At 44.9% G+C, this 17,098-nt stretch carries 17 protein-coding genes; 10 read left to right on the top strand and 7 right to left on the bottom strand.

Annotated elements, in window-relative coordinates; translation table 11 throughout:
• Window positions 1-368 precede the first annotated feature (368 nt).
• Window positions 369-1,277 carry a LysR family transcriptional regulator gene (locus AB4138_RS02190; RefSeq protein WP_017039121.1) on the top strand — a complete coding sequence of 303 codons (909 nt, stop codon included), beginning with the start codon at window positions 369-371 and terminating at the stop codon, window positions 1,275-1,277.
• Between the two features lie 59 nt (window positions 1,278-1,336).
• On the opposite strand, the gene AB4138_RS02185 is transcribed toward AB4138_RS02190, so the two are convergent.
• Window positions 1,337-1,723, bottom strand: a complete 387-nt coding sequence (locus AB4138_RS02185; RefSeq protein ID WP_017071821.1) for a hypothetical protein — start codon at window positions 1,721-1,723, stop codon at window positions 1,337-1,339.
• A gap of 17 nt (window positions 1,724-1,740) precedes the next feature.
• Window positions 1,741-3,402: an amidohydrolase family protein gene (locus tag AB4138_RS02180; RefSeq protein WP_372304863.1), complete on the bottom strand. Its 1,662-nt coding sequence runs from the start codon at window positions 3,400-3,402 to the stop codon at window positions 1,741-1,743.
• Window positions 3,403-3,837: 435 nt separating this feature from the next.
• Here AB4138_RS02180 and AB4138_RS02175 point away from each other — a divergent pair, with 435 nt between their 5' ends.
• Both AB4138_RS02175 and AB4138_RS02170 read left to right on the top strand, forming a co-directional pair.
• Window positions 3,838-5,400, top strand: coding sequence for a glutamate synthase-related protein (locus AB4138_RS02175; protein ID WP_372304860.1), 1,563 nt, complete (start codon window positions 3,838-3,840; stop codon window positions 5,398-5,400).
• Between the two features lie 325 nt (window positions 5,401-5,725).
• Window positions 5,726-6,247 (top strand): NADPH-dependent FMN reductase, encoded by a 522-nt coding sequence (locus tag AB4138_RS02170; RefSeq protein WP_372304857.1) that lies wholly within the window; start codon window positions 5,726-5,728, stop codon window positions 6,245-6,247.
• Window positions 6,248-6,357: 110 nt separating this feature from the next.
• Here the strand turns inward: AB4138_RS02170 and AB4138_RS02165 are convergent, their stop codons facing one another.
• Window positions 6,358-7,170, bottom strand: coding sequence for an enoyl-CoA hydratase/isomerase family protein (locus tag AB4138_RS02165; RefSeq protein ID WP_136975921.1), 813 nt, complete (start codon window positions 7,168-7,170; stop codon window positions 6,358-6,360).
• A gap of 130 nt (window positions 7,171-7,300) precedes the next feature.
• Between AB4138_RS02165 and AB4138_RS02160 the strand changes: the two genes are divergently transcribed.
• The 4 genes from AB4138_RS02160 (at window position 7,301) to AB4138_RS02145 (ending at window position 9,945) form a co-directional block, all read left to right on the top strand.
• Window positions 7,301-8,260, top strand: a complete 960-nt coding sequence (locus AB4138_RS02160) for a LysR family transcriptional regulator (protein ID WP_012604456.1) — start codon at window positions 7,301-7,303, stop codon at window positions 8,258-8,260.
• 153 nt (window positions 8,261-8,413) lie between these two features.
• The gene (gene soxR, locus AB4138_RS02155) at window positions 8,414-8,863 is read left to right on the top strand and encodes a redox-sensitive transcriptional activator SoxR (protein WP_102320544.1); all 450 of its coding nucleotides are present in this window, start codon (window positions 8,414-8,416) and stop codon (window positions 8,861-8,863) included.
• A 145-nt stretch (window positions 8,864-9,008) separates the two neighbouring features.
• Complete coding sequence (locus AB4138_RS02150; RefSeq protein ID WP_017071825.1) at window positions 9,009-9,389, top strand: VOC family protein; 381 nt, start codon at window positions 9,009-9,011, stop codon at window positions 9,387-9,389.
• Between the two features lie 136 nt (window positions 9,390-9,525).
• On the top strand, window positions 9,526-9,945 hold the full coding sequence (locus tag AB4138_RS02145) for a globin (RefSeq protein WP_102320543.1): 420 nt from the start codon (window positions 9,526-9,528) through the stop codon (window positions 9,943-9,945).
• Window positions 9,946-10,056: 111 nt separating this feature from the next.
• On the opposite strand, the gene AB4138_RS02140 is transcribed toward AB4138_RS02145, so the two are convergent.
• Window positions 10,057-10,827: a DUF481 domain-containing protein gene (locus AB4138_RS02140; RefSeq protein ID WP_102320542.1), complete on the bottom strand. Its 771-nt coding sequence runs from the start codon at window positions 10,825-10,827 to the stop codon at window positions 10,057-10,059.
• 138 nt (window positions 10,828-10,965) lie between these two features.
• Here AB4138_RS02140 and AB4138_RS02135 point away from each other — a divergent pair, with 138 nt between their 5' ends.
• Window positions 10,966-11,355 (top strand): DUF4345 domain-containing protein, encoded by a 390-nt coding sequence (locus tag AB4138_RS02135; protein WP_017071827.1) that lies wholly within the window; start codon window positions 10,966-10,968, stop codon window positions 11,353-11,355.
• A 9-nt stretch (window positions 11,356-11,364) separates the two neighbouring features.
• Window positions 11,365-12,867, top strand: a complete 1,503-nt coding sequence (locus tag AB4138_RS02130; protein WP_372304853.1) for an arylsulfatase — start codon at window positions 11,365-11,367, stop codon at window positions 12,865-12,867.
• 112 nt (window positions 12,868-12,979) lie between these two features.
• On the opposite strand, the gene AB4138_RS02125 is transcribed toward AB4138_RS02130, so the two are convergent.
• Window positions 12,980-13,465, bottom strand: coding sequence for an Lrp/AsnC family transcriptional regulator (locus AB4138_RS02125; protein WP_102320540.1), 486 nt, complete (start codon window positions 13,463-13,465; stop codon window positions 12,980-12,982).
• A gap of 122 nt (window positions 13,466-13,587) precedes the next feature.
• Between AB4138_RS02125 and AB4138_RS02120 the strand changes: the two genes are divergently transcribed.
• Window positions 13,588-14,187, top strand: a complete 600-nt coding sequence (locus AB4138_RS02120) for a LysE family translocator (RefSeq protein ID WP_017071831.1) — start codon at window positions 13,588-13,590, stop codon at window positions 14,185-14,187.
• A gap of 136 nt (window positions 14,188-14,323) precedes the next feature.
• Here the strand turns inward: AB4138_RS02120 and ahpF are convergent, their stop codons facing one another.
• The gene (ahpF, locus tag AB4138_RS02115; RefSeq protein ID WP_372304850.1) at window positions 14,324-15,916 is read right to left on the bottom strand and encodes an alkyl hydroperoxide reductase subunit F; all 1,593 of its coding nucleotides are present in this window, start codon (window positions 15,914-15,916) and stop codon (window positions 14,324-14,326) included.
• A 198-nt stretch (window positions 15,917-16,114) separates the two neighbouring features.
• The gene (gene ahpC, locus AB4138_RS02110) at window positions 16,115-16,672 is read right to left on the bottom strand and encodes an alkyl hydroperoxide reductase subunit C (RefSeq protein ID WP_016798107.1); all 558 of its coding nucleotides are present in this window, start codon (window positions 16,670-16,672) and stop codon (window positions 16,115-16,117) included.
• Window positions 16,673-17,098 lie beyond the last annotated feature (426 nt).

The raw sequence follows: 17,098 nt of genomic DNA, 5'->3' as shown, positions 1-17,098 counted from the left end.
TCGATATATGTGTATTCCGGATTGAAGGTGAAAAAAGTGCCATCGTCGCCAGTTTTTAACGTTCAGGAATGCCGCAGCAGTATCACCAATCGCGGTTTGGTTGTTGATGCCAAATCCACCGCTTTGGATAAAGTCTTCTTTGTATTCGTATCGGTATTTCACATAGGTTGTTTAGATAAGCCGGAATGATATAAACGTTTAATGGAAACTCAGAATTGCTATTGTCTGACGTGATCAGACAAACTATTTGAACCTTGTTGGTTTTTTTGAGGTGGAAGTCGTAACCTATGTATGTTCTGTCTATACTCACCACGTCAAAGTGATTGATTTGAAAGTAATAAAGCATTATTTGAATATTGGAGTCATCTATGAATTTCAGCCTCGAGCAACTCTCCACCTTTGTGACGGTTTACGAGCAAAAATCTTTTAGCAAGGCTGCCGCTAAGCTAGATAAACACCGTAGTACCATCGGGCAAGTTGTTGTCAATTTAGAGGATATTCTTGATGTCGCACTCTTTGAGCGCAAAGGTCGCAGTGTTGAAGCAACACAAGAAGGTAAATTACTTTACCGCTATGCCAAGCAAGCCGTTGAGCAGCTAAAAGCCTTTGATAAAATAGCGCTCAACATCTCCCAAGGCGAACCAGAAACCATCAATATCGGTTATCTAAGCTTTATGCCACAGCTCATTTTGGCTGATATCAGAATGCAATTACAAAAAGACTTTCCAGGTTGTCGAGTCAATATGCTGGTCATGAATAAAAAGGAGATTGAGCAGGGGATTGAAGATGGGACACTGCACTTCGGTTTTTTGAATACTCATGAGAGTAGGGCGATGAATAGCTTTCACGCGGTTTACCTAGAAACCCTTACGCTGCTCCCATTCGCAAGTAAAGGCAGTGAACTGAGTAAAACGCCACCAAACGAACTGTTCTCTAAGTTAAAAATATCTAAGCAGTTAATCTTGAAATCATTAATCGATGAAGGGATGGCAGATAAAGTCACCCTTTCTGCTAACTATGAGCTTGTTGACCAACTTGCGCTTGTGATCCAATTGGTTCGGCTAGACTTAGGTTGGGCGTTACTTCCTCGCTCTGTTATTTACTCTGAATTTGTGCAGCAGAATTTAGTTGAGCTCAAGCCTACTGAGATTAAAAAAGGTTTAGAGGTTCCCATTTCTTTATGGAGCCCACATTCTTTACATATTGAAGGGATAAGGGAATCTATCGTTACTGCTGCTAATGAATACATCCAACACGTTTATGATGAATACTTCTAACTTGGGTTTATTAGATGAAAAAACAGCCAGTAAAAATCACTGGCTGTTATGAGGGCATATTAGTGCGCGTTAGGTAGATCGTCTCCAATCGCTTGTCGTAACTTCATCAGTTTCGTTCTTTGCCAGATATTCGTCCTTGATATCTGAATCTCGAACTCTTGATGTTCATCACAAAAGATCGCTGATGGCAATTGGTCATAACTTCCGATCAAATCATCAACTTGCACCTGAGACAAATTGGCGACATCTACGCCGACTTCGCTTACATATGAGGCCAGTTTACTCTCCTGAACTAACGTTGGCGCTTTCGGTTCTTTGACAGATATTTGTTGTCCTGTTTGTTTAAAACTAGACACATCAAATCCCATATCATCGATGCTAGTTGCACTTGTCGTTCCTGAAAACGAACCCGTGAGTAGCAATGCACATATAGCCTTTTTGATCATGATTACCTCACTTTTTTCTATAGTTGCGGATTGCCAGAGGCACCCGAGTCATCGATAGAAATCGTTGGTACTGTTAGGTTTTCCAAGAACTTTTCTTTGCTCAATCCTTCAAATCGCGATTCATCCGATGGTGTGTTACGAATGGGTTGGCCTGCCCATACTTTTTGGAACTCAGCTTCTTTAACCACTTGCTCACCATTTACGATGACATAAGAAATACCGGTTGTTGGATTGCCTTGTTCTTTGGCTTTGTAAGTCGCATTATCGGTTACGTTTTCTGGGTCGAAAATGGTGATATCCGCAACCATGCCTTCTTGCATACGACCACGAACTTTCATTGATTCAACACCCGCATCACCTAGATGCTTTGCTGCCCAGTAAGACGTTTGAGCAAGTGTGAATAACAATGGTACGCCTTCTTCACGTGCCATACGTAATACTTTGCCTCGAGTACCCGCAGTTCGAGGGTGACCTTGATATTCTGTTGGATCGGCATCCCAAGAATCAGTACCTAAACCTGAATAGATAGAATCTGCTGCAACGGTCATGTTTGGAATTTGTAGCCAGTATTTCATCCAATCTTTACGTGCAGGGCTAAACAGAACCACCAAGTGACCCGGTTCTTCAGCGGCAATGACCAGATACTCTTCTTTGGTCAGAAATTTATCGCGTGTTGGGTCGTACATCATTTCTTCATACTTCGCGTTGTACATCCCTTCCACAGACTCCGGTACAAGGAAAGATGAACCAATCGCAGTGGATGCCGCATCATATGGATAGTATTCAGACCACATCACTAAGCCTTTCTCTCGTGCAAGCTTTAGCTTTTCTTCTACTTCCCACCAACCGAAGTCGTTGTTGTGGAGCATCAAAAATGGTAAGTCGAGAAGCATCGCATTGGTAAAGATTTCGTCAAAACCCAGCTGTGCTTCTGGATTTGAAGGGTTAGCGTGAAAACGGGTATGTGATGATACAAATCGGTCCCAGTTTGCTGCGACTTTCATGGACTCGTACATCTCAAATGCCGTCAAACCATCTTTCATATAAGCGGTTGTTGAAGCTAGGTTCAATGCACCTTCTGCAAAGCCTTGATCAAGAACAGAAAGGATTTGGTTCATCTGCTCGATATCAGCTTTGGTCTCAGACCAGCCACTCACACCGTCTTTAGCCGCTTCAGTTCGAAGCGAGCCAAGAATCGTAGTTGCATCATGTGGGCCTGTAATTTTCACTTCAGGATCTAGGATTTGAAGACGAGCTCCTTCGTGGCTGACACCAGTACCGTAGTTCAGTGGCCATTTACCCGCTTTTTCTTCATACCACTCACCGACGCGAATCGCACCGACTTCCAGATCCATACCAGATGTTACACCATCTAGGGCTGCAAGCTTGATAGATAAACCATCTAGCGAGTGAAAATGGGTATCAATGAAACCTGGGGCAACCACTTGATTTGTTGCATCGATTGTCTCATCACCGTCGAGTTTTTCTGCCGTGATTTTGATGATTTGACCATCTTTGATCCCGACGTTTAATACAGCATCCAGCATGCTTTCAGGGTCCATCACTCGTCCATTCTCGATAACTAGGTCGTAATCCGCGGCAAAAGCACCTGACGCACCTAGGCACAATGCGATACTAACAAGTCCGCTTATGCGGCCTTTCTTGAATGATTCTTTCATGATTTCTCTCTTTGTTGCTGGAAAGGTTAAAGTGTTTACCTATTTCAGCTGAAATTAATTGTCGTACTGCCGTTTGTATTTCTGGCTTACCTTTGGAAGCTGAGATAATTCTAGCTCAATTTTTATATAACAAAATTTCAGTTTGTCTGATCTAACCCTACAAACTTAAAACTTGAGTTAATGATGAGAGCCTTGGTGTTGGTCTTTAAAAGTGGTTTTCCATTATTTAGACAGAATAGATATTGTTGAGGCATAAAACCAAGATATGAATATCAGCACGATGGCTATCGGTTTGATGGTGATTCAGGCTTTCGACTGGAGTCGCTTTACTTCATCCGTTTATTGAATTAGCCGCGTATCTCACCTTTACTTTACTCTTGTGAGCAAGTCATCGCTTCAGTCATCAAATCATAAGAAAGAAAAGGTGAGCGAACTATGAAGAATCCAGTGATAGCGGATACCAAGCCAGTCAAAGTGGAGCTAACAGAAGGGGAGGAGTATTACTTCTGTACCTGTGGGAAATCGAAAAACCAACCGTTTTGTGACGGTTCTCATGCTGGTACGGGGTTCAAACCGAAAAGCTTTGTCGCCGAAGAGAGCGGAGACGCCTACCTTTGTCGCTGTAAGTATTCCAACAACCTTCCTTTCTGCGATGGCACTCATAAACAGTTCACAGCGGAACAAGTTGGGCAAGAAGGCCCGGAGGTTCACATTCAAGCGGCTGCGCCAGATTTGTCGCCAGCTGCGAGCGCAACCAAAGAAGAACCTACCGTCGAGTTTATTCATCAACTGGCGCGTGATGGTTTATCCAAGGTTGGACATCATGGGCCAATGACCTCCATGGGCGTTCCAAGACATCTATTGCCTCACTGGGACGATATTCAAGTGATGGTCGCGCAAATGGCCACCAAGCCTTTGCTGGAGAATGTGCCCGTTGGAACTGAACTGATTATTGGCCCCAAAGCGAAGAAGCCACTCAAATTGGACATCTCTTTGTTTGTGTCTGATATGAGTTTTGGCTCGCTATCTGAAGAAGCAAAAGTCTCATTGGCGAAAGGTGCCGAACTCGCAGGGACGGGTATCTGCTCCGGTGAAGGCGGTATGTTACCCGAGGAGCAAGCGGCGAACTCTCGCTACTTTTATGAATTAGCCAGTGCTCAGTTTGGTTACGATGAAGCTAAGCTCAAAAACGTTCAAGCCTTCCACTTTAAAGGCGGGCAGGGTGCCAAAACCGGAACGGGCGGGCACTTACCGGGCGCGAAGAACATAGGCAAGATCGCGGAGGTGCGTGGCATTGAAGCGGGCACGGCAGCGATTTCTCCACCCACCTTTGTCGACCTTAACACGGTCGAGGATTTTAAAAAGTTCGCCGACCGTGTTCGAGAGGTGACAGGCGGTATCCCGATTGGCTTTAAGTTAAGTGCCAATCACATCGAAGAAGACATTCAGTTCGCGCTTGATGCCAGTGCCGATTACATCATCTTAGATGGGCGTGGTGGCGGTACAGGGGCGGCGCCAGAAATGTTCCGTGACCATATCAGTGTTCCCACTATTCCAGCACTCGCTCGCGCTAGAGCGTATCTCGATAAACAAGGGGTCAGTGACAGAGTCACATTGATCATCACGGGCGGCTTGCGCGTGCCGATGGATTTCGTAAAAGCGATGGCGCTTGGTGCTGATGGTATCGCTATCTCAAACAGTGCCATGCAGTCGATAGGGTGTGTTGCCGCCCGAATGTGTAACACCAATAATTGCCCTGCGGGTATCGCGACTCAAAAAGCCGATTTACGCCAACGCTTAAATGTCGAAAAGGCCTCGAATCAATTGAAGAACTTCTTCGAAGCCTCGACTGAATTGATGCAAGTGATGGCGAGAGCGTGCGGTCATGACCATTTGAATCAGTTTAATCCTCACGATTTGGCTACATGGAATCGCGAAATGGCCGAGCTATCCGGTGTCGCTTACTCTGGTGTCTGTCCATTAAATCACTTTAAGTAAATAATACTTCGATAAAGCACACTCAATGTATTTTGGGTGTGCTGACTTTTTCCTGTGTAATGCCAACCTATGTTAAACCTTTCATAATCAACTGCTTTATAAGTGTTTTTAAACTATTTCCTATATTTTGAAAATATCGCTTTACCTCAAGTTAACTTGAGGTTTTATCATCATCCCCAATCTAAAAACACAATCTATCACCTTGTCGCCTAGTGCAGGTTTTGATGTTATCAAACAGACGTTACGAATCTTCAGTTATGAATTTTGAGCTCCGTAATTGAAGTCATGAGTGCATAAAGGTGAGAAAAATGAACAAGGATCAACAATGAAAGTATTAGCGATTGGCGCGACCAACAGTAAAGCATCGATTAACCAACAATTGGCAGCGTACACCGCAAGCTTAGTTGAGGGCGCACAAGTAGAGGTGCTCGATCTTAATGATTTCGAGATGCCTATTTATAGTGAAGACAGAGAAAAAGAGTCTGGCGTTCATCAACACGCGCAGCGCTTTTTTAGCAAGATTGGCGAAGCAGATGCTGTGGTCATCTCTTTTGCAGAGTACAACGGTTCATACACCGCAGCCTTTAAGAATGTGTTTGATTGGACATCACGAATCGACATGAAAGTGTACCAAGGCAAACCTGTTGTGATGCTCTCCACATCACTAGGCCCAGGTGGCGCAAGCTCTGTGTTGTCGTCTGCGGTACATTCTGCACCTTACTTTGATGCTGATGTGAAGGGCTCGATGTCGGTACCAAGTTTCTACGACAACTTTAATGTAGAAACGGGTGAGATCATCAATGCCGAAATGGCCGAGAGCCTGAAATCGATCATGAGTCAGATCTAACTGCTTCAGTGAGTGAGAGAATTACTACATCGGTGCACAGATAAATAGATAAATAAGTAGATACATACATAAATGGCCATCAAGCGATGGCCATTTAATTGCGTCATTGTCTATTGTGATAACTCTGCTGCGGTGTCAACGAAGATACCTTGAATGTCTTTCGCTTCACGCTCAGTTTGACCACCGTGTTTTAGAAACGCACCGATAATTGCTGCGGTTTTCTGCTCTTTTGCGCGCTCTAAGAAGTAACGAAGTTCTAGTTCAGCGCCCGCTTGCTCATCTTTGATTGAGGCAGCGATGATCTCTTTGTACATCACGATATCACGTACTTCTAATTGGCTGATTACACCGAGTGTCGCTGCTAAGAAACCCTCTAGCTCTGCCTTCGGTACAAACTGCGTGATGATGTTACGCTCTTCTGCTTGTTGAGCCGTAAAATCGTTACCAAGCAGCAAAGCTTGTAGCGCTTTGTTTTTGCCCATGCGTCTTGCAAATTGAACTGCGCCTTGGCCACCCGTTGGGATGTTTACATGAATTTCTGGTTGTGCGAACGCCGAGTTTTCAGTGCCGTAAGCAAGGTCACACGCCATCACAAATTCATTACCGCCCCCACGAGCTACGCCATCAACTACCGCGACAGAGACTTGTTTCATCGCTTTAATGTTCTCAATCATGTGGTTGAATTCAATCGAACCAGCTTGTCCACCTTGTGTACCGTTGATCACATTGAGATCTAGGTGAGCCAGAAAGAAGCTCTCATGTAATGATTTGAAGACCACAACCTTAGTATCACGATCATCTTTCAATGAAAGTACAAAGGCATTGATCTCGTTGATCAAGTCGAAAGTCAGCACGTTCACTGGTGGGTTGTTGATCGATACTGTTGCGATGCCATTTTGGTTAGTCACAGATAGTAGTGTCATGGGGTGTTCCTCTATTAGGTCGGGACTGAATGTTGTCTCCGTTATGTGCAGCTACTATAGATTTGTAATAAGATGAGAAAAATAGTCATATTGGCACTTGATTGGTGCCTTAAATGCAACAAAGGGCGTTATGGATATATCGAGTCGTTTATTATTGTTACTTGAAGTGGTTGAGCTGGGTTCGTTTGTCAAAGTGGCGGAGCAAAGAAACGTCGACCGTTCCGTTATCTCTAAACAGATCAGCCGTCTTGAAGAAGAGCTGGATGTTCGGTTACTCAATCGAACCACTCGTTCGTTATCTCTGACAGCTGCAGGCAATGAGATGGTCAATCAAGCGCATCAGCTTCGTGCACTGTTGAACGATACTCGACGCTTGGCGCAAAATTATCATGCAGAGCCTCGAGGGTTATTAAGAATCACCAGCTCGACCATGTTCGGTCGACAATATGTTCAGCAGGCGATTGCGGTTTTCCAGAAGCAGTATCCAGATGTTGATTTTGAATTGAGACTCGAAGACCGAATCGTCGATATGGTTAAAGAAGGGTTTGATATTGGTTTCCGTATTGGTAAGCCCAAAAACTCCAGCCTAATCAGCCGTAAGATAGCCAGAAGTCGATTGCTGATTGTCGCTTCACCTGAGTTCATTGCTCAGCATGGCGAGATCAACACCATCGAAAAGTTAGAGTCATTACCTGCGACTATCTATGCCGCTCCGGGTTTGTTGATTGATAAGTTTTCTTATGTCGATCAAGAGGGGCAAGCGCAGCATTTCCAGCTTAATGCCGCTTATAAAGTGAATGACGTTGAGATGATTTCCAAGAGCGCGCTAACTGGCAGTACTCTCGCGGTTGTCACGGCGCAGATGATTGAAGATGAAGTGCTCAGTGGAGAGTTAGTGCCTATTATGACTCACTTAAACTTGGATGATTTTGGCACTTTCTATGCGGTGTACCCACATCGAGATGCACCCATAAAAACCAAGCTCTTCATTGATACATTGAAAACCATTGTCGGTGAAGATAAACCTGTGTGGGAGCAAGGCATTCCCGGGTTTGACGACATGTATGGCAATCAGCGAACAAAATCATAGCTCAAAAAAATCAATACGTTAGGTTGCTTTGTTGCGCGTATTTTGTAATCTAGCCCAAACCTAAGTTTGAACGCAAACTTTAAGTTAAAGTGAACTCTATTATACTGGTTATTATCAGGAAGAAACGGCTATTCAAACAGGAAGTGAAAGATCATGAGAAACATCGTATACCTCACCATAGGCCAGTTGGCTGAGCGCAGTGGCGTGGCTCCTTCGGCCTTACGCTTTTACGAAACCAAGGGGTTGATTGCTTCAATTCGTACTAACGGAAATCAGCGCCGTTATCAGTCGGCGATGTTGAGAAGAATTGCTTTGATACAAGTCGCACAGTCGATTGGCTTCACGCTGGAAGAGATCACCGAAGAGTTATCGACACTGCCGATGAACCATACCGCGACTAAGCGAGATTGGGAGCGCGTTGCTAAGAAGTGGCAGGGTCAACTTGATAGCAAAATGGCGCAGATTAAATCGCTACAAGAAAACTTAACAGGCTGTATCGGTTGCGGGTGTTTGAGTATGCAGAAATGCCACTTGTTGAACCCTGAAGATATTCTGCATGACCAAGGGCAGGGCGCACAACGGATCGTTGATCAGACTAACTGAGTTCCCGAAAGGCATGGAGCAGCGAACTAAGTTTCAGGTGTTTGCTCAATGGGTTAAGCAACAGTTGCGACGAATAGCGTGCCTAGACAAACACGAATTATAGGTCTAGTTTAGGTGGTTCTTTCAATAAAAGAAGAGGTTAGTTATGTTCAGCCATGTTTTTCTCGGTACCGAAGATATTGAACGCGCAAAGGCTTTTTATGACCCAATCATGAAAGTGCTTGGTTATAGCGAAGGCTCTGTGGATCCTAAAGGGCGCTGTGTTTACGTTAGCCAAACGGGTGTGTTGGGCTTAACCAAACCGATTGATGGTCAGCCAGCAACGCACGGCAACGGCATGACGGTGGGTTTTCTTGCGCCTTCTCCTGAAGTTGTAGATGAGTGGCATCGAGTTGGCGTCGAAAATGGCGGTACCAGCATTGAAAATGGTCCCGGAGCGAGAGGTTCTGACGAGCGTCGCTTGTACATGGCTTATTTGCGAGATCCTGATGGAAACAAGATCTGTGCAACGCACTTTATGCCGTAGTTTACGTTATGCCATCGTTCATTTTATGCCACAGTGGCGTATACTTAGATCATATTGATGGTTCGGAGTTGGCTAAGTTACGGCTCTGGACTTGTTAGCTTCCCGATAACTCAAAATTTTGCAAAGGACTGGCTAGATGAAACCGAACGAACTGTTTTATGAAAGTTTTGAGCGCTGCCGGATTGACCAAGAATTTCTCGAAACGTTTTTGGCGGATTTTTGCGAGCATAATCCAAGATTTTCAGAACGTTTTGAAAAGATAGGATTAGAGCATCAAACCAAGATGCTTAAAGCCTCGATCATTCTTATCTATAACTCTGCTGGTCTACCAAGCGTGCGTAACTCAGTAAAGAAATTGGGTAAAAGGCATAAAGACCTAGGGCTGGATATTTCCGAGATTGAGCTCAACGAGTGGTTCAATTCGTTACTCAATACAGTTAAAAAATATGACCCTCACTACGATGAAAGCGTCGAACAAGCTTGGACAGAAACTCTCGAGGCCGGCTTAACTATCATGAAGAAAGAGTGCGTAGTTCCAAACACTGTGAATAACTAGGTCGTTGATGGGTAGTTTTGCTTGTTCGTTAGTTAAAACCGGCATTAACTCTTGAAAGATTGACATTGTCAGGTAAGCCTAACGATATCAGGCTTACCTCTTATTGTTTGACTAGAAATGAGCAGCCCAACCAATCAGGAACCCTTGCGATGCGGTATCGTATTCAAAGGTCCCCTTGTTTTCGTAATCAACCCAGGTCGATTTGTAGGCAACATTTAAGTCAGACCAACTGTTTATCTGGTATCGCACGCCAGTTAACAGAGATGAGGTAAAGTTGGTGTCACTACCAAGCCCTGCATCAATGGTTGCGTGAAACTTCCAATCCTTATTGATCTGCGTTATCCATCTCACACCTACTTGGTAGTCAACCCAATCTTCATCAAGTGATCGGTCGACACTTAACCTACCACCTGAACCGTAAAGCTTGGTATCAATGTCGTTATCCCACCAACGAAGCCCAAACAGATAATCAATCGTGCCAAAATCGTATTGGTAGCGCTTAAAACCCTTCACATCTAAAACACCTTGTCGGATATCAAGGTTGCCTCTTAATAACTCTGCGTTGGATCCTAATACCGAGTTTGTTTTTCCGCTTAGTTTCATGAAGCTGTAGTCAATGTAATAGCCCCATTGATTGTCATAGTCACCCTCTAAACGCACCATTGCGGTCATATCAAGATGATCCATGATGAATGAAGGATCAACATCAACATCTGCTGACAAATTACCAATGGTGCTGTCTCCACGAATATTGAGTGCGAGCGCGTAGATTTCGAAACTATGTTGCCACTTTTTTGTATCCATCGGTGTACTTGCTTCTTGCGCACTTACGGTTGAACTAGCCATTAATACTGATGCGATTAGGTAACGCCATTTAGCCATATCGATATCCTTATCTTTTGTGTGAAGTAGCAAGTTTATGAATGTGCCTTGCGGGGGGCAATTTTCATATATGCAACTTGTATATTGCTGATTGTAGACTATGTTTTTTGAAATGAGCCAAGTTAAAAGAGTTAGGGTATGAAGCCACAGAGTATTTTCTTGTTCGTTGCAGTTTTAGGTTTAACACCTATTGCACTGTCTTATGGTTATGCCCCCGTAGTCTCTCTTGACTATCTATTTGGTATCGACGCCACACCCATCAACGTTACTCATATCTTTCGTGCAGTGATGGGGCTTTATTTGGCTCTGGCGTTGTTTTGGGTGTTTGGCGCACTGTTCAAAAAGTATCGACTGCCAGCGCTCTATAGTTTGGTGGTATTCATGTTGGGTTTAGCTGCCGGACGAGTCATCAGTTTGGTGGTGGATGGCATGCCGCATTGGCTACTTTTTGTTTATCTAATATTGGAGTTGGGCTTTGGTTTAGTTGGTTTAAAAATGATTCATAAAGAGCAATCTGAAACAGTATAAGGACATTCTATGAAAAGGATTTTCCACCTTGTTGTGATGAGTGTGTTGAGTAGCTTTTCGCTATCGGCATGGTCAGCACAAGAGCAACCGAATATTTTTGTTATCTTCACGGATGATATTGGGATCTCAAACCTGAGTGCTTATCACAATGGTGTGATGAGTAGTGAAACACCAAACATCGATAGTATTGCTGAAAAGGGCATGCTACTCACAGATTATTATGCGCAGCCATCGTGTACGGCCGGGCGCTCTGCATTCTTAACGGGGCAGTTACCAGTGCGAACGGGTATGCATACGGTGGGCTTACCGGGTGGGCCTGTTGGGCTGCATGCGGATACGCCAACACTACCAGAAATTCTCAAAACCATGGGTTACGTGACTGGTCAGTTTGGTAAAAACCACTTGGGTGACCGTGATGAATTCTTACCAACAATGCACGGCTTCGATGAGTATTGGGGCTGGTTGTATCACCTGAATGCGATGGAATACACCGAAGATCCAGACTGGCCAAAAGACGGTTCGTTGGATGCTTTTGCGCCTCGCAATGTGATTTACGCGAAATCCGATGGCAAAGGCGGACAAACCATTGAAGACGATGGCGCGCTAACTATCGAGCGTATGCGCACACTAGATGATGAAGTAAATAAGCACGCGATCAACTTCATCGAAAGGGCGGTTGAAGCGGATAAGCCATTTTTCACTTGGTACTGTCCATCACGCGGTCACGTTTGGACGCACCTTTCACCTGAATACGAAGCGATGCTCGGCCAAAACGGTTGGGGCCTTCAAGAAGTGGTCATGAAAGATCTTGATGATCACGTCGGTGAGATGATGGCGAAGATGGAAGAACTCGGTATTGCCGACAACACCATCATCATTTTCACTGCCGATAACGGCCCTGAGATCATGACTTGGCCTGATGGCGGCATGACACCTTATCACGGTGAGAAAGGCACAACTTGGGAAGGTGGCGTAAGAGCCCCTGCTCTGGTTAGCTGGCCGGGTAAAATCCCTGCGGGTACTGTAGGCAATGGCATCTTTGATGGTATGGACTGGTTACCCACTCTGGTCGCTGCGGCTGGTGGTCCAACGGATCTAAAAGAAAAACTGCTGAAAGGTCACGATGGCTTTAAAGCGCACCTTGATGGTTACAACCAAGTGGATATGCTGACTGAGAAAGGCGAGTCAAACCGTAAAGAGATCTACTACTACGAACGAGACAAGCTGCAAGCGGTTCGTGTTGGTGATTGGAAAGCGCATTTCGTGGTTCAGAATCACGGTTGGAGTGGCCCGAAAGAAGAACTTAACGCGCCATTGCTGTTCAACCTGCGTCGTGATCCTTACGAGCGAGCAGCTGAAGAGTCGGGTATGTACTTGAAATGGATGGGGCAGAAGATGTGGGCATTTGGCCCTGCTCAAGCGGCGGTACAGCAACACCTAGCGACCTTCAAAGAGTGGCCACCTAAGACGCCAGAAACTCAGCCAGACAATACCGGTGGTGTGGGGAATTAGCGTACACTCACTTCCAGAACCTAAATAAACAAAGCTCAGCCCCTAAGTTTTAGAAACCTAGGGTGTTGGGCTTTTGTTTTGCTAAAAGAAAAAGGCTATCAGAAGAAGTGAACTAGTCCTCAAGAGGAAGCTGATAGCTGTTTTTCAACTCTTTTACTGAGATGTTCGACTGAATCGCACTCACGCCTTTGACTCGTCTGATCGAGCTAATACGCTCAAAGTACTCTTCTAAATCTTTCGCCAACACTTGCACCATGTAATCGGCGCCGCCTGCAATGCAGTGACACATTGGAATCCAATCGGTTACCGCGACAAACTCTTCGAACGGTTCTGTGTTTTCAACTTCATGATTGCCTAGTGTTACAAGGGTAAAACCAGCCACATGAAAGCCTAATTTCTTACGATTCAGCTTAGCGGCGTAACCATCGATATAGCCAGTTTCCTCCATGCGTTTCCAACGACGCCAGCATGGGGTTTCGCTGAGGTTGACCTTCTCTGCGAGCTTGCTGTTGCTCATGCGTCCGTCTTGCTGGATATGCTCTAAGATGGCGATATCTGTGTCATCTAACACTTCTTTGGTGGATTCTTTCTGTTTCATGGCTATTTTAGAAAAATCTTGCTCAAATTTGGATTAATATTAGCCTATATAGCAATTTAATTCCTAGTCGAATCTGTAAACTCTCCCCCTATAAATACTTTACTTATTAGGAGTGAGAGGAAATGAGCTCTCAATTAATGCTGGCGTTCTTGCTATTTTCAACATCAATTGCAATTACCCCTGGGGCTGGCAATATCGCATTACTTGGGATTTCAAGTCGTTATGGATTTGCTGCGACTTTACCTTTTATCTCTGGGAACGCTGTTGGCATCATCATCGTATTGGCGGGTTCTAGTGTCGGTTTGGTGAGCCTATTTACCCTTTACCCAGAGCTATACAGCATTTTGAAATACGCGGGTGCGGCTTATTTGCTGTTCATGGCGTGGTCGATTGCGAACATGCAGATCGAAGAAAGCACCACCGACAATCGTTCAGGCTTTGTGTCGGGTGTGTTGGTGCAGGTGTTAAACCCTAAAGGTTGGATAGCGTCATTAACCGTGTTTTCACAGTTCATTACTCCGAATGCCGATTACTTGATTCAAGTCGTGACCATTATCGCGGGCATGGTGATTACTGGTGTGCCGTGCATGTTGGTGTGGGCGTATTGCGGCACCATGCTTAAAAAGTTGCTGCAATCACCAAAACAGATGATGTTTGTGAACCGTTGCTTGGGTGGAAGCTTAGCGATGGTGGTTGCCTTCATGCTTTATCAACCTGCATAAATCACAAAGAAAAAAACCACTCCTAAATCCATAGGAGTGGCGTCTAAATGTCGACTAAGTCGTTAACAGTAAAGAATTAAGTTAACAAATATTTAAGGAACTTGAGTTAAAAGCTTTAAGCTTTTCAGTGTAAAGGTTAAGTGGTTTCAGCCTCTTTAACTGGAGCTGAGTTACGGATTAGGTGGTCAAATGCACCTAAGCTTGCTTTCGCACCTTCACCCATCGCAATGATGATCTGTTTGTAAGGTACGGTTGTCACGTCACCCGCTGCGAACACACCTTTCATAGATGTTGCGCCATGAGCGTTAATTTCAATTTCACCGCGTGGTGAAAGCTCTACCTTTGAACCTTTCAACCATTCGCTGTTTGGCATCAGGCCGATTTGTACAAAGATACCTGCGAGTTCGATCTGTTTAAGTTCATCGGTGTTGCGGTCTTTGTATTCCAGACCAGTTACGCGAGTTCCATCACCCAATACCTGTGTGGTTTGAGCCATCTTGATGATTTCGATGTTTGGCGTTGCGTTCGCTTTGTCGATAAGTACTTGGTCAGCGCGCAGTGTGTCCGCAAACTCAAGCACAGTTACGTGTTCCACGATACCTGCTAGGTCGATAGCCGCTTCAATACCTGAGTTACCGCCACCGATAACCGCTGTTTTTTTGCCTTTGAACAATGGACCGTCACAGTGTGGGCAGTAAGCAACACCTTTGTTGCGGTACTCTTGCTCGCCCGGAACGTTCATTTCACGCCAGCGAGCACCGGTACTTGTGATAACCGTGCGAGCTCGTAGTGTTGCGCCGCTCTCTAGCTCAACGTGGATGTAACCGTCTTCAGTGTCTTCTGCCGCAATGATGTTTGCAGCGCGCTGCTCAGTCATTACTTCAACACCGTACTCTTTTACGTGCTCTTCAAGGCTTGCCACTAATTTAGGGCCAGTTGTCGCTTTTACTGAGATAAAGTTCTCAATCGCCATGGTGTCCATCACTTGGCCGCCGAATCGGTCAGCAACCACACCAGTACGAATGCCTTTACGTGCAGCATAAATTGCCGCTGAAGAACCTGCAGGGCCGCCGCCGACAACCAATACATCAAACGGTGCTTGTTGGTTTAGGTTTGCTGCTTTCTTTTCCGCTGCGCCTGAATCAACCTTGTTAAGGATTTCAGCCAGTGACATACGGCCTTGACCAAATAGCTCACCATTAACGAATACACTTGGTACTGCCATGATGTCGCGAGACTTCACTTCATCTTGGAATGCTGCGCCGTCGATCATCGTTGTCTTAACCAGAGGATTAATCGCCGACATCATATTGAAGGCTTGAACCACTTCTGGACAGTTTTGGCATGAGAGCGAGATAAAAATCTCTACATTAAGCTCTTGATCGAGTTCTTTAATTTGCTCGATTACGTCCGCTTCAAGCTTGATAGGGTGACCACCACTATGAAGCAGTGCTAGAACCAGTGACGTAAATTCGTGACCCATTGGCAAACCGGCAAAACCGATCGCGGTGCCTTTCTCTTGGTTCACGACCTGCATGATAGGGCTGCGAGTGCTTGCGCTGTCATCGCGAGTCACTTCAATTTTATCGGTTAAAGACGAGATGTCATTCGCCAGATCTTGAAGTTTGTTCGCGGTGTCGCTGCCATCCAGGCTAAGCACTAACTGAACATTGGTTTTTAGGTTTTCTAGGTATGCTTTTAGCTGCTGCTTCATTGCTTGATCTAACATAATCGTGCCTGCTCTTAAATTCTGTGTCTTGGTATTGACCAATACCTTCTTGCTGAAAAAGGAAAATAAAAAGGGGGCGCAAGTCGGCAAATATTGTGGTGTTGATGTTTTGAAAGGGTGGCGCGCGACTGCCCTTTAGGAGGGGGGCCGAAGCGCGCCTGTAGAACCGTTTAGCTATTCTTGTTAGCTAGTCTTAGATTAAATCTTGCCTACTAGGTCTAGAGATGGAGCTAGAGTCTCTTCGCCTTCTTTCCATTTAGCTGGGCAAACTTCACCTGGGTTAGCGGCTACGTATTGTGCTGCTTTAACCTTGCGTAGTAGGTCTTCTGCGTCACGGCCGATGCCTTCAGCTGTGATTTCCATTGCTTGGATAACGCCTTCAGGGTCGATTAGGAACGTTGCACGGTCTGCAAGGCCTTGACCTTCACGCATAACGTTGAAGTTATTTGTGATGTTGCCAGTTTGGTCGCCTACCATGAAGTATTCGATAGTGCCGATTTTGTCAGAAGTATCGTGCCATGCTTTGTGAGAGAAGTGAGTGTCAGTTGATACTGAGTAAACTTCTACGCCGCGAGATTGAAGCTCTGCGTATTTGTCTTGTAGGTCAACTAGCTCAGTTGGACATACAAACGTGAAGTCTGCTGGGTAGAAGAAGAATACAGCCCACTTGCCTTTAACGTCTTGCTCAGTGATTTCTACGAATTCGCCGTTTTTGAATGCTGTTGCGTTGAATGGTTTGATTTCTGTGTTGATCATGATTTGACTCTCTTTCTAATTTATAGTGTTTAACGCTATCCCGCGTCGATGTAGATATATTGCATTGCCACCGAAAATTAGTGAAATCGGACATTTCTATAGATTCAATAGGCGAATCCTATCTTCGAAAGGAAAGGACTATCGGTAAAAGCTATCAACAAAAACGATTAACAAAAGCCATCAAACATCAGCAACCCCAATTTGAGTAGCTATGCTTTTTAGGTTGTTCTCTATTTAGGTAAGCAGTATTTGGTTCAGTATCTATGTAGGTAAGGGGAAGTACGGTTTCTTTACGCGAGTTGAGTTGAGTTGTTATACCAATCTGTAAATAACAAAAAATTATCATTAATATAATTTATGATAATTTCAGTTAATCGTCACATCTCCATATACTCTCTTCATCGAAACGAAACATCGAAGCCAGTC

This window comes from Vibrio sp. 10N.286.52.C3 (genome assembly GCF_041468865.1).
Taxonomy (GTDB): domain Bacteria; phylum Pseudomonadota; class Gammaproteobacteria; order Enterobacterales; family Vibrionaceae; genus Vibrio; species Vibrio crassostreae_C.
This window is presented reverse-complemented; position numbering and strand designations above follow the sequence as displayed.